The 13,225-nt window shown below is 58.4% G+C and carries 12 protein-coding genes; 4 read left to right on the top strand and 8 right to left on the bottom strand.

All coding sequences use genetic code 11. The features are described 5' to 3' along the window. Window positions 1-2: 2 nt before the first annotated feature. The 4 genes from kdpC to kdpF all read right to left on the bottom strand — a co-directional run bounded on the left by kdpC (window position 3) and on the right by kdpF (window position 4,713). Window positions 3-548, bottom strand: coding sequence for a potassium-transporting ATPase subunit KdpC (gene kdpC, locus ACP7EE_RS07100; protein ID WP_426203151.1), 546 nt, complete (start codon window positions 546-548; stop codon window positions 3-5). A gap of 295 nt (window positions 549-843) precedes the next feature. After that, on the bottom strand, window positions 844-2,910 hold the full coding sequence (gene kdpB / locus ACP7EE_RS07095; protein WP_426203148.1) for a potassium-transporting ATPase subunit KdpB: 2,067 nt from the start codon (window positions 2,908-2,910) through the stop codon (window positions 844-846). Window positions 2,911-2,920: 10 nt separating this feature from the next. Further along, window positions 2,921-4,615 (bottom strand): potassium-transporting ATPase subunit KdpA, encoded by a 1,695-nt coding sequence (gene kdpA, locus ACP7EE_RS07090; protein WP_426203145.1) that lies wholly within the window; start codon window positions 4,613-4,615, stop codon window positions 2,921-2,923. A gap of 8 nt (window positions 4,616-4,623) precedes the next feature. Further along, window positions 4,624-4,713: a K(+)-transporting ATPase subunit F gene (gene kdpF / locus ACP7EE_RS07085; RefSeq protein WP_007899818.1), complete on the bottom strand. Its 90-nt coding sequence runs from the start codon at window positions 4,711-4,713 to the stop codon at window positions 4,624-4,626. 414 nt (window positions 4,714-5,127) lie between these two features. Between kdpF and eat the strand changes: the two genes are divergently transcribed. The 3 genes from eat to ACP7EE_RS07070 all read left to right on the top strand — a co-directional run bounded on the left by eat (window position 5,128) and on the right by ACP7EE_RS07070 (window position 7,514). Next, window positions 5,128-6,492 carry an ethanolamine permease gene (gene eat / locus ACP7EE_RS07080; RefSeq protein ID WP_426234032.1) on the top strand — a complete coding sequence of 455 codons (1,365 nt, stop codon included), beginning with the start codon at window positions 5,128-5,130 and terminating at the stop codon, window positions 6,490-6,492. A gap of 130 nt (window positions 6,493-6,622) precedes the next feature. Then, window positions 6,623-6,790 carry a DUF2897 family protein gene (locus ACP7EE_RS07075; protein WP_426203139.1) on the top strand — a complete coding sequence of 56 codons (168 nt, stop codon included), beginning with the start codon at window positions 6,623-6,625 and terminating at the stop codon, window positions 6,788-6,790. A gap of 166 nt (window positions 6,791-6,956) precedes the next feature. After that, on the top strand, window positions 6,957-7,514 hold the full coding sequence (locus ACP7EE_RS07070) for a TetR/AcrR family transcriptional regulator (RefSeq protein ID WP_426234031.1): 558 nt from the start codon (window positions 6,957-6,959) through the stop codon (window positions 7,512-7,514). Here ACP7EE_RS07070 and fabF read toward each other — a convergent pair. The 4 genes from fabF to ACP7EE_RS07050 form a co-directional block, all read right to left on the bottom strand. After that, entirely contained in the window at window positions 7,511-8,785 is a 1,275-nt protein-coding gene (fabF, locus tag ACP7EE_RS07065) for a beta-ketoacyl-ACP synthase II (protein WP_426234030.1), read from the bottom strand. The genes ACP7EE_RS07070 and fabF overlap by 4 nt on opposite strands. Before the next feature lie 33 nt (window positions 8,786-8,818). Further along, window positions 8,819-9,613 carry an SDR family NAD(P)-dependent oxidoreductase gene (locus ACP7EE_RS07060; protein ID WP_426234029.1) on the bottom strand — a complete coding sequence of 265 codons (795 nt, stop codon included), beginning with the start codon at window positions 9,611-9,613 and terminating at the stop codon, window positions 8,819-8,821. Between the two features lie 214 nt (window positions 9,614-9,827). Beyond that, a complete protein-coding gene (locus ACP7EE_RS07055) occupies window positions 9,828-10,163 on the bottom strand; it encodes a ComEA family DNA-binding protein (protein ID WP_426234028.1) in 336 nt (111 codons plus the stop codon). Between the two features lie 110 nt (window positions 10,164-10,273). After that, window positions 10,274-12,268 (bottom strand): polysaccharide biosynthesis protein, encoded by a 1,995-nt coding sequence (locus ACP7EE_RS07050; protein ID WP_426234027.1) that lies wholly within the window; start codon window positions 12,266-12,268, stop codon window positions 10,274-10,276. Window positions 12,269-12,455: 187 nt separating this feature from the next. Between ACP7EE_RS07050 and ACP7EE_RS07045 the strand changes: the two genes are divergently transcribed. After that, window positions 12,456-13,220, top strand: coding sequence for an SGNH/GDSL hydrolase family protein (locus tag ACP7EE_RS07045; protein ID WP_426234026.1), 765 nt, complete (start codon window positions 12,456-12,458; stop codon window positions 13,218-13,220). Window positions 13,221-13,225: the final 5 nt, after the last annotated feature.

Raw genomic sequence — 13,225 nt, 5'->3', positions numbered from 1 at the left:
GGTTAGAGCTTTTCCAGCGCCATGTTCAGCGCCAGCACATTGACCACCGGTGGTCCCACCAGCGGCTGTTCGATATGCGCATCCAGCAACTGCTGCAAGGTCGACACCGGCATATTGCGCGCCGCCGCAACACGCGCCAGTTGATAGGCAATCGCGGCCGGTGGCAAGTGCGGATCGAGGCCGCTGCCGGAGGTGGTCAACAGTGCCAGCGGCACCGGGCCTTGACCGGGAACCTGCAACTTGTTGGCGTCATCGATCACCCGCGTGGCCAGTGCCGGGTTGCTCGGTGCCAGGTTGCTCGCGCTGCTGGAGACCGTAGCAAAGGCACCGGCCGAAGGACGTGGGTGGAACCACGCATCGCCGACAAAATCCTGAGCGATCAGGGCAGAGCCGCGCACTTTGCCTTGAGCATCGTGGACAAGGCTGCCATTGGCCTGCTCGGGGAACGCGACCTGCGCGACACCGGTGACCACCAGCGGATAGGCAACGCCGGTAACCAGGGTCATCAGCACCAGCAGGCTCAGGGCCGGACGTATCATTGTGGACATTTTTTGAATCCTCGAATTCGTTAGTGGGTGGGGTGTCAGGGAGATCGTTTCCCCCTCACCCCAGCCCTCTCCCCCAAGGGGGAGAGGGGGAAAGGGAGCCGATCTGCATGCTTTTCAAAATCCGCATTCGGCTTGAGGAAATTGTGTTTTTTTGCAAGGCCTGAGATCAGCTCGATCTCTCAGGTCGATGTAGCTCGTCCATACACCCCGGTCAGTCCCCTCTCCCTCCGGGAGAGGGCTAGGGTGAGGGGAAAAGATCTCATGCCTTACCCAGACCTCGCGAACGCCACATCACCTAAACCAGATGCAACGCCGTCAACAGCATGTCGATCGCCTTGATCCCCACAAACGGCACCAGCAACCCGCCCACCCCATAGATCAACAGATTGCGTCGCAACAACGCCGCCGCACTCGCTGCCTGCACTCGAACACCGCGCAGCGCCAGCGGAATCAGCACCACGATGATCAGCGCGTTAAACACGATGGCCGAAAGAATCGCGCTCTGCGGGCTGCTCAAATGCATGATGTTCAACACGCCGAGCTGCGGATAAATCGCGGCAAACAGCGCCGGCAGAATCGCAAAGTATTTGGCGACGTCGTTGGCGATGGAAAAGGTCGTCAGCGCACCACGGGTGACCAGCAATTCCTTGCCGATCTGCACCACGTCCAGCAACTTGGTGGGGTCGCTGTCGAGGTCGACCATGTTCGCCGCTTCGCGCGCCGCCTGGGTGCCGTCGTTCATTGCCATGCCGACGTCAGCCTGGGCCAACGCCGGAGCGTCGTTGGCGCCGTCGCCGCACATTGCGACCAGACGACCGTCGTTCTGCTCGAGACGAATCCGTGCGAGTTTTTTCTCCGGCGTGGCTTCAGCCAACACATCATCGACACCGGCTTCAGCGGCAATCGCCGCAGCGGTCAGCGGGTTGTCGCCGGTGACCATCACCGTGCGAATTCCCAGCTTGCGCAGCTCGGCAAACCGCTCGCGAATACCCGGTTTGACCACGTCTTTCAGATGGATCGCGCCGAGCAGTTTGCCGTCGACGCACACCAGCAACGGCGTGCCGCCGCTCTGCGCAATCTTGTCGATTTCCCGCGACAGTGGCGCAGCCAGATCGGCACGGGTCTGACCGATAAATGCCAGCAGCGAATCCACCGCGCCTTTGCGGTACACGCGGCCCTGATAATCGACACCGGACAGCCGGGTTTCAGCGCTGAACGGCACCGCGGTCAGGGTTTCCGGCGACGGTTCCGGTTGCGGATGCAGACCACGCAGAAACTCGACGATTGATTTGCCTTCGGCGGTTTCATCCGCCAGAGAGGCAAACAGCGCGCCTTCGGCCAGATCACGACCGCTCACACCCGGCGCGGCATACACCGCGCTGCAGCGACGGTTACCGAAGGTGATAGTGCCAGTCTTGTCCAGCAGCAGTACGTGCACATCACCCGCGGCCTCGACTGCACGGCCGGATTTGGCGATCACGTTCAGGCGCACCAGACGATCCATCCCGGCGATACCGATGGCCGACAGCAGGCCGCCAATGGTGGTCGGAATCAACGTCACCAACAGTGCCACCAGAAACACCAGCGGCAGGCTGCCATTGGCGAAGTGGGCGAACGGTTGCAGGGTCACGACCACCAGCAGGAAGATCAACGTCAGGCCGATCAGCAGAATATCCAGCGCCACTTCGTTCGGGGTTTTCTGGCGTTTCGCGCCTTCGACCAGCGCGATCATGCGGTCGAGGGTCGACTCACCGGGGTTGGCGGTGATCTGCACCAGCAGCCAGTCAGACACCAGTCGCGTGTTGCCGGTCACGGCCGAGCGGTCGCCGCCGGATTCACGAATCACCGGAGCCGATTCGCCAGTGATCGCTGCTTCGTTGACTGCCGCGATACCCTCGATGACTTCACCGTCACCAGGGATCATTTCCCCGGCTTCGACGCGCACCACATCGCCTTTGCGCAGACTGGTCGCCGGCACCACTTGAAAGCTGCCATTGGCCAATTTACGACGAGCACTGAGGCCTTCGCTGCCAGCCTTGAGGCTGTCGGCGCGGGCCTTGCCACGACCTTCGGCCAAGGCTTCGGCGAAGTTGGCGAACAGCACGGTGAACCACAGCCACAACGCGATTTGTGCCGCGACAAAAGCCGGCACAGTTTCGTCGGGAATGAAGCACAGCACGGTGGTCAGAATCGCCGTCAGTTCGACCACCAGCATCACTGGCGAACGCTTCAGCTGGCGCGGATCGAGTTTGACGAAGGCTTGCACCAGCGCCGGGCGCCACAGGGCGCTGATCGCGGTTTTAGGGGCTTCGGCCGACTTGGCAGGCGCCACTGGTTTTGAAGCAGGAACATGCATATTCATGATGGTTTCCTTAGAAGCCCATGCTCAAGTGTTCAGCAATCGGACCCAGCGCCAGCGTCGGCAAAAAGGTCAGGCCGCCCACCAGCAAAATGGTCACGGTCAGCAACGTCACGAACAGTGCGCCGTGGGTCGGGAAGCTGTTCTGGCCAATCGGCGCGGTTTTCTTCATCGCCAGGCTGCCGGCCAGAGCCAGTACCGGGAGGATGTAACCGAAGCGACCGATCAACATGCCCAAGCCCAACATCAGGTTGTGGAACGGCGTGTTAGCACCCAGGCCACCGAACGCCGAGCCGTTGTTGGCGCTGGCCGAGGTGTAGGCATAGAGCAACTGACTGAAACCGTGCGGGCCGGGGTTGCTGATGGCTGCGGCCGGGCCGGGCAGACTGGCGGCTATCGCGCCGAGCACCAGCACACCGACCGGCATCACCAGCAAGGTCACCACCAGCAGTTGCACTTCACGCGCCTGGAGTTTCTTGCCGAGGTATTCCGGGGTACGGCCGATCATCAAACCGGCAAGGAACACCGCAATCAACACGTTGAGCAACATGCCGTACAGCCCGGCACCGACGCCGCCGAAGATCACTTCGCCGACCATCATGTTGACCAGCGCGACCATGCCGCTCAGCGGGTTGAGGCTGTCGTGCATGCCGTTGACCGAGCCGTTCGACGCCGCCGTGGTGGTCACCGACCACAACACGGTAGCGGTGGTGCCGAAGCGTGCTTCTTTACCTTCCAGCGGCGCAGTCTGTTCGACGGCGACGTTGTTCAGTGTCGGGTTTGGCTGAGATTCGGCCCACAGCGAAGTCGCGCCGCCGATGATGAACAGCGCGAGCATGCAAGCGAGGATCGCGCGGCTCTGACGCAGGTCTTTGACGTAGTGACCGAAGGTGAACACCAGCGCCACCGGGATCAGAATGATCGAGCCCACTTCAAACAGGTTGCTCCACGCCGTCGGGTTCTCGAACGGATGCGCCGAGTTGACGCCGAAGAAACCACCACCGTTGGTGCCCAGTTGCTTGATCGCAATCTGACTCGCTGCCGGGCCGAGCGGGATTACTTGATCGACGCCCTGCATGGTCACTGCGTTCACATATTGCGCGAAGGTTTGCGGCACGCCCTGCCACACCAGATACAGCGCCAGCAGCAGACACAGCGGCAGCAATCCATAGAGCGTGGCGCGGGTCATGTCGACCCAGAAATTGCCCAGAGTTTTGGTCGATTTGCGACCAATGCCACGGCACAGCGCGACCAGCACGGCCAGACCGGTAGCGGCGCTGACGAAGTTCTGCACGGTGAGGCCGACCATCTGGCTCAGATAGCTGAGCGTCGCTTCACCACTGTAGGACTGCCAGTTGGTGTTGGTCATGAAACTGACGGCGGTGTTGAACGCCTGCGTCCATTCCTGACCCGGAAGGTTTTGCGGGTTCAGCGGCAGGTGATCCTGGAACAGCAAAATAGTGAACAACAGCAGGAAACCCGCCAGGTTGAACGCCAGCAGCGCCAGCGTGTATTTCTGCCAGCTCTGTTCATCCTGCGGATTGACCCCGGCGACGCGATAGCAACCACGCTCGACCGGCCCGAGGATTGGCGACAGCCACGTGCGCTGACCTTCCATCACCTTGTAGTAAAAGCGCCCGAGGAACGGCGCCGGCAGCAAAACCAGCGCGAAGAACGCGATGATCAGCCAATAGTCATAACTGTGCATAGCCGCTCCTAGTTCCGATCCGCGCGCAACAGCGCAACCAACAGATAAATGAACAGCCCCACTGCAAGCAGCAGTGACACCCCGTCCAGAACGCTCATGGAAGATCTCCGTGTTACGGCGTATTGCCGCGTGTGGGGGCATTGTCGGAAAGGAGGCTGTAAAGGAACGAGAGCGAGGGGTGCGGCGGGACATAAAGAAAGCGTAAAGAGTGGGTTTACGCGCGGTTTACGGCGGTGTTTGCACGGGCCTCATCGCTGGCAAGCCAGCTCCCACAGGTTTCTCGGGAGAACATAATATTTGTGCACAACACGGGTCACTGTGGGAGCGGGCTTGCCCGCGATGACGGCGGTACTGTCAATATCGCACCCGACTGGCGCATGAAAATCCGCCCTACACCGGTAAACATCCCAGATACGACGGCATTCAACGCATTACGACGCACAAATACAAAATGGCACGCCCACTGCACGCGCCCTCCCCCGAGCTTTCCAAACCGTTCAGGGAGCAAGCGCATGAACACACAACTCAAACCCACACTGGGCACGCTGCACTTGTGGGGTATCGCCGTCGGGCTGGTGATTTCCGGGGAATATTTCGGCTGGAGTTACGGCTGGGGCGTGGCCGGGACGCTGGGTTTTCTGGTGACCTCGTTCATGGTTGCGACCATGTACACCTGCTTCATCTTCAGCTTCACCGAACTGACCACCGCAATTCCCCATGCTGGTGGTCCATTTGCCTATAGCCGCCGGGCATTCGGCGAAAAAGGTGGATTGATCGCCGGGCTGGCGACGCTGATCGAATTCGTCTTCGCCCCACCGGCCATCGCGCTGGCGATTGGCGCCTACCTGAATGTGCAGTTTCCGGCGCTCGATCCGAAGCATGCGGCGGTCGGCGCTTACATCGTATTCATGGGGCTGAACATCCTCGGCGTGAAACTCGCGGCGACCTTCGAGCTGGTGGTCTGCGTACTGGCTGTCGCTGAGTTGCTGGTGTTCATGGGGGTGGTCGCGCCGGCCTTCAGCTTCAGCAACTTCGCCCTGAATGGCTGGGCCGGTTCGGATGTTTTTGGTGCACCTGCGATAGCCGGAATGTTCGCGGCGATTCCGTTTGCGATCTGGTTTTTCCTCGCCATCGAAGGCGCGGCGATGGCTGCCGAAGAAGCCAAGGATCCGAAACGCACGATTCCCAAGGCTTACATCAGCGGCATCCTTACGTTGGTGTTGTTGGCGATGGGCGTGATGTTCTTCGCTGGCGGCGTCGGCGACTGGCGCACCCTGTCAAACATCAACGACCCGCTGCCACAGGCGATGAAAACCGTGGTCGGCGACAATTCCGGTTGGCTGCACATGCTGGTCTGGATTGGCCTGTTCGGACTGGTGGCGAGTTTCCACGGCATCATTCTTGGCTATTCGCGCCAGTTCTTCGCCCTCGCCCGCGCTGGCTATCTGCCGAGCTCGCTGGCCAAACTGTCGCGCTTCCAGACGCCGCACCGAGCGATCATTGCCGGCGGCGTGATCGGCATCGCGGCGATTTACAGCGACGGATTGATCAACCTCGGCGGTATGACCTTGACCGCCGCGATGATCACCATGGCCGTGTTCGGCGCCATCGTCATGTACATCATGAGCATGCTCAGTCTGTTCAAGCTGCGTAAGTCGGAGCCGAATCTGGAGCGCACCTTCCGCGCACCGTGCTATCCGTTGATTCCGATGATTGCGCTGGTATTGGCTGTGGTGTGCCTGGTGGCGATGGTTTGGTTCAACACGCTGATCGGGCTGATCTTCCTGGGGTTCATGGCGGCCGGTTTCGTTTACTTCATGCTGACCGGACAATCGCGTGCGAATGCACCGGCCGATGCGATGTTGACGGGCGTGTGAAGGCAAATCGGATATACCGGGTGTAAGCGGCCTAGAATGGAACCACTGCGAATCAGCATCGCTCAAACGTAATATGCAGCGTCGCACGGCGAAATCCTCGCCCGTCGATCTGCCCTTAAGGAGAGCCGTTATGCCCTGGTATGCCTGGTTGATTCTGGTCGTTGCAATCGGCTCGATCGTTGGCGGTTTGATGATGCTGCGCGACACTGCCACCAAGGTCGAGCTGACCGACGAACAACGCAAACGTATCGCTGAGCGCAATGCTGAAGCGGACGTCAAGGATGCGCAGGATCGTTGAATAAAAAACCCCGCCAGAAATGACGGGGTTTGCTTATGTCGCATTACATGTTTTTCGGTCGGCTTCAGATCGCATTGGACTCATCTGCACGCTTCTAAGAAGTAGAAGTACGGTCACCATTCAATCTTCATTGGTTAAGATGGGGTCCAAGTTGCGGAGAGTTTAAATGCGTTACTCGCAGGATCACAAAGCCCAGACCCATCAACGCATCATCGACGAAGCATCCGCGCGCTTTCGCAAGGATGGCATTGGTGCGACCGGCCTGCAGCCGCTGATGAAGGCGCTAGGGTTGACTCATGGCGGGTTCTATTCGCATTTCAAATCCAAAGACGAGCTTGTGGAAAAGGCTCTGCAAGCGGCCGGCGAACAAGTCGCAGGGTTGTGCGAGCAAATCTTTGCACAGGAAAAGCCGCTGCAAGCGTTCATCGACGCCTATCTGTCCGAATGGCACCAGACCTCGCCGCATGAGGGCTGCCCGTTGCCGACCATTTCTTCGGAGCTGGGGCTGCGCGGTCAAGCGAGCCCGACCAGCGATCAAGTGCTCAACGCTCGCCTGGATCAGATCGAGAATACTCTCGATGGCGAACATACCGCCGACCGGAGCATCGTCATCATGTCGACGCTGGTCGGCGCACTCCTGCTCTCCCGCAGTGTCGCGGATGCGGGGCTTGCCCAACGCATTCTCGATGTCACCCGCGATCACCTGAAACACTCTGACGACTAGTCCTGCCAACGCTTGAACAGCACGCTGGCATTCACCCCACCGAAGCCGAAACCATTGGACAGCGCATATTCGATTGGCATCGAGCGCGCCTGACCATGGACGATGTCCACGCCAACGCTTGCCGGATCGGGGTTTTCGAAGTTGAGCGTGGGCGGCACGTTTTGATCGCGGATCGCCAGCAAGGCGAAGATCGCTTCAAGTCCGCCCGCCGCGCCAAGCAAATGTCCGGTGGCGGATTTGGTCGAGGTCACGGCGATCTTGTTCTCGGTACCGAACAAGGCTTTGATTGCTGCCAACTCGCCCAGATCACCGACGGGGGTGGAGGTTGCATGCGCGTTCAGATGTTGCACCTGATCGGGAGTAATCCCGGCCTGGGCCAGCGCCAATGCCATCGCACGCCGTGCACCGCTGCCATCCTCCGGCCCGGCGGTCAGGTGATAAGCATCGGCGCTGGTGCCGTAGCCGACCAACTCCGCCAACGGCTGTGCACCGCGTGCCAAGGCATGCTCCAGCGACTCAATGACCAGCAGGCCAGCGCCCTCGCCCATGACAAAACCGTCACGGCCGCTGTCGAACGGTCGCGAAGCGCGTTCAGGGGTGTCGTTGTAGCCGCTGGACAACGCCCGCGCCGCCGCGAAACCGGCCAGACTCACCCGGTCAATCGCAGCCTCGGCGCCGCCACACACCGCGATGTCGGCTTCACCACTGCGAATCAACCGCGCAGCATCGCCAATCGCTTGGACACCCGCCGCACACGCGGTAACCGGAGCGCCCAACGGGCCTTTGAAGCCATGCTGGATCGAGACGTGACCGGCCGCGAGATTCACCAGAAACGAAGGAATGGTGAACGGTGACAAGCGCCTTGGGCCTCGGCTGTCGGTGGTGCGCACGGCATCGGCAATCGCACCGAAACCACCGACACCCGAGCCGATAATGGTCGCCGTGCGTTCTTGCGCGTGAGCGTCTTCAGGCTTCCAGCCCGCTTGTTCCACTGCCTGGCGAGCCGCTTCCATGGCGAACATGATGAAGCGGTCCATCTTCTTCTGTTCCTTGGGCGGCGTGGCGCGATCCGGATCAAATCCGGCCTCGGCATCTTCTGCGAGCGTCGGCACCACACCACCGACGCGGGTCGGCAGATCCGCGATCACCGCGTCTGGCAAATTGCGCAGCCCCGAACGCCCGGCCAGCAAACGTTGCCAGACTTGCTCGACGCCAGTTCCCAAAGGTGACACCAGGCCCATGCCCGTGACTACTACTCGACGCTGGCTCATCCTGCTGATCCTTCTGACAATTTCAAAGAGGTATTACTTGTAGCGATCGGCCGCGGAACTGCGCGACAGATTCGGCGCCATTACATGCCGAGCGGCAACGAAGGCATGCCACTCGCCCGCATCGGGAAGTGATGGAATGGTGACCAGTTCGCCCTGATCCAGCCCCGCCAGCGAGGCGTCAACCATTTCCCCGGCTTCCATAACCATCTCGGCCGGTATCCCACTGGCATCGATGCCGGAGCGCTCCCAGATTTCAGTACGGGTTACACCCGGCAACACCGCTTGCAACCGAACACCAGTGCCTTCGAGTTCGGCATTGAGCGATTGCGTGAGGCTCAAGACATAGGCCTTGCTCGCGCTATAGGTTGCATTGAAGCGCTCGGGAAACAACGCGACTACCGAAGCAATATTGATGATCGTGCCGCGGCCGGCCTTGGCGAAACTCGCTGCGGCCGCTGAAGCCAGCCGGGTGACAGTAGTGATGTTGAGCTGGATGAGCCGCTCGAGTTGGTCCAGATCCGCGTTGGCCAACAGACCGTCGGCGGCGACACCGGCGTTGTTCAATAACAACGTGATGGTGGAATCACTGCGCAGACGTTGCTCGAGTTTGAGAACATCGTCCTTTTGCGTCAGGTCGGCTTTCAGTACTTCCACCTGCACGCCGTGAGACTCGCGAAGTTTGCTTGCGGCGGTCTCCAAACGTTCTTGATCGCGGGCCACCAGCAATAGATCAAAACCCCGAGCGGCCAACCGGTCAGCGTAAACCGCGCCGATTCCAGACGAAGCACCAGTGACGAGGGCCGTACCTTGGGACTGAGCGGAATTCATGGCGATACTCCTGCAATGCTTGAGAAATAAATGGATACCGGACCTACAAGGCTCGCAGGCTGCGGAATTTATTATAGGCATAATCTCACGACTATATGATAGCCGTAATTTTTAAGCACAAGACGAAAGGTCCTGAATCGCAGCCTCCTTTCATAACAGCCAGCAAATAAAAAAGGCCGGTCAATGACCGGCCTCTTGGCGTTGAACAATCAGCTTAGTTCACTTCCAGCTTGTCGCGATTGCGATCCAGGATCGCTTTGCCGATACCTTTGACCTCTAACAGCTCATCCACTGAGCTAAACGGACCGTTTGTATCTCTATATGCAACAATCGCCTGAGCTTTCGCCTCACCCACACCCGCCAGCTCCTTCTGCAAAGTTGCCGCATCAGCGCCGTTGAGATCTACTTTTGCAGTTTGTGCAGGAGCGGCCTGCCCCATCACCAGGGGCGCCTTCGTCACACCTTGGGTCGGCTCGGGCGCCGCAATTGCGGCAATCGAAGCGCTGGTGAGCAAGGCAAAAATCAGGGAATAGAAGTAACCAGTACGCATAAGTGACGCTCCATCATCATTTGAGAAAGCAGCTTTTCCGAAGCTGCTCTTCAAAAGTAGGCCATGGGGGAGGCATGTCAAAAATGCGTGCGTTACAGAATGTGAAACAATCAGGGTTCGAGGCGGCGCTGTTGGTAGATCCAGTCTACGATCTCGCCATCGGGGGTGTAGCCGCTGACGGTTTCCCGGAGTAGCTGGCGGACGCGCGAATAGTCATCTTGTTCGACCGCACTCAGCAGATCGCTCAACCTTGCCTTCAATACTTCCCAGGGCAGGTGATCTTCATTGGCGGACATGATCATCGGATGGGAGGTCGCCGCCACGTTGTCACCGATCAACAGCTCTTCGTAGAGCTTTTCACCCGGCCGCAATCCGGTGAACTCGATGGATATGTCGCCTTGAGGATTACGTTCAGACCGAATACTAAGACCTGACAGGTGGATCATTTTCTCTGCCAATTCGACAATCCGCACCGGCTCGCCCATATCCAGAACGAACACATCGCCACCCTGCCCCATTGAGCCTGCCTGAATGACCAATTGCGCGGCTTCAGGGATGGTCATGAAATAGCGCGTGATCTTCGGATGCGTCACCGTCAGCGGTCCACCGGACTTGATCTGACTGTGAAATAACGGAATCACAGAGCCGGACGAACCCAGCACATTACCGAACCGCACCATGGTGAAACGGGTTTTGTTGACGCGGGAAACATTGGACTTGTCGCCGAGCAATACCGGAGCCAGTTCGCGACTGAGAGCCTGCAGCGTCAGTTCCGCAAGACGCTTTGTGCTACCCATGATGTTCGTAGGACGCACGGCCTTATCGGTGGAAATAAGGACAAAATTCGAGACCCCTGACTGCAGCGCTGCTTGTGCTGTGTTCAGAGTTCCAATGACGTTATTGAGTATACCTTCAGCGATGTTGTGCTCGACCATCGGTACATGCTTATAAGCTGCCGCATGGTAAACGGTGTCGACCTTCCAGGTTTTCATCACATCGAGCAATTTGTCCTGGTGCCGTATCGAACCAAGGATAGGCAGAAGACGCACGGGAACCGACTCCCGGCAACCGCGATGTTCCAGCTCCGACAGAATACTGTAAAGGTTGAACTCGCTGTGCTCATACAACAGCAGCGTGGTCGGGCCAAGAGTGAAAATCTGCCGGCACAGCTCCGAGCCGATCGAACCACCTGCGCCAGTGACCATGACAACTTTCCCGGTGACGCAACGCGACAGCAGATCAGGCTGGGCCGGCACCGAGTCGCGTCCCAGAAGATCGGCGATGTCCACTTCTTGAATATCCTCAACCTTGACCCGTCCACTGGCGAGATCAGTGAAGTTGGGGACGCTGCGAACGTGAAGCGGGAAACCTTCCAGCAGATTTAGAATTTCTCGACGCCTTGCCCGGGTAGAGGATGGCAGCGCCAGAAGAATCTCCTGCGCTCCGGTCACATCGATCATTTGTTGTATGTGTTTGGGCTTGTAAACCTGCAGCCCCGAAATCGAACGGTCGGAAATGCCTGGATCATCGTCGATGAATGCCACAGGACGCATGACACGCCCCATCCGCAGGGCGGCGACCAGCTGGTTGCCGGCAACCCCGGCCCCATAAATGGCGACCTTGGTCATGCCGTCATCACGACTGGTAAAGGGCACGTGCTGAGTGGCCGTAAACCAGTCCCCCATGAAAAACTGGCGCATGCACAGCCGCAATCCACCAATGATCATCATGCTCAACCACCAGTAATTGAAGATGATAGATCGCGGCACCACCGCTTCGTGATTGCTGTACCAGTAGACGACAACGGCCAGAATGAGCGAGGAGAGGCTAACCGCTTTGACGATCGCGATCAGCGCATCGTTGCCGAAATAACGCATGACCGCTCGATACATGCCAAAGCGGATGAACAGTGGAATGGCGATGATCGGTGCGCAAGCAAAGAGCCAGATGTGAGCTTTGATGGGGTTGTACATATCATCAATGCCCAAGCGAACGATGAAGGATAACCAGAGGGCACCCCATACCAGAACGACGTCAGTAGCCACCTGAAGCAAACGTTTTTGTTTGCGAGGCAACCCCAGCAAGACCATCCGCACTCTATCCATTCAGCCGTTGGAGCACGTGGCTCCCTCCATTAGCAGTCGATGGACAACATTGTAACCTCAATGCATGAGCGCCAATCTGAATTATTGCCTGCAAAAAAATTGAATCCACCCTCGGCGCGAACGCCGCGACCCTATAGAATTTCAGCAGCGCGTTCTCGCCCTCAATGCACCAGGAAATCTTTAGACAATGACTCCAGTAGTTGTACTCGGCGACTCTCATGCATCGGTATTCAACTCTGAAAAAATGAGAGAGCTGTTTCCCAAGTACTCGTTTGAAGTCACCTCCGTAGGAGGTGCAACCGTATCCGGATTAAAAAACCCTAATGCAGCGACTCAGGCCATGCCGCAGTTCACCTCGGCGCTGGAAGCAACGACTGCCACGCGTGTGATTGTCATGTTAGGTGAAGTCGATACCGGCTTCGTGATCTGGTATCGAGCGCAAAAACATGGCAGTTCCATATATCAAATGCTGCAAATGGCAGTTGATAATTACCAGAAACTTCTCCGAGATATCAATCGGACGCACCATGTAATCTGCGTTAGCACTCCCCTCCCGACTATCAGGGATGGAATGGACTGGGGGGAGGTCGCGAACTTGCGAAAAGAGGTAAAAGCTTCCCTCGCCGAAAGAACCCGACTGACTCTTGAGTTCAACAACCTGATGGGAAAATTTTGTGCCAGTGAAGGAATCAGCTACCTGGATATGGACAGCCTGTCGATGGACGCATCGGGCAACCTTAAAGAATCCCTGCGCAACCCCGATCCCAGCGACCATCATTATGATCCATCTGCGCATGCGTCAATGATTGCGCCATTACTGGCTCCGATACTTGATCGATGGGTGCCCACGCAACAGTCGTGCGATGCCCCCCTCAAGGTCGAAAATCACTTGACCTTGGGGAAGCGCACTCTTTTTAGCAGATTGTGGCGGCAAATATTTCACAGAAACTGAAAAAC

This window comes from Pseudomonas sp. TWP3-2, assembly GCF_049897765.1.
Taxonomy (GTDB): Bacteria; Pseudomonadota; Gammaproteobacteria; order Pseudomonadales; family Pseudomonadaceae; genus Aquipseudomonas.
Note: the sequence above shows the minus strand (reverse complement) of the source record. Positions and strands in the feature narration are given on the sequence as shown.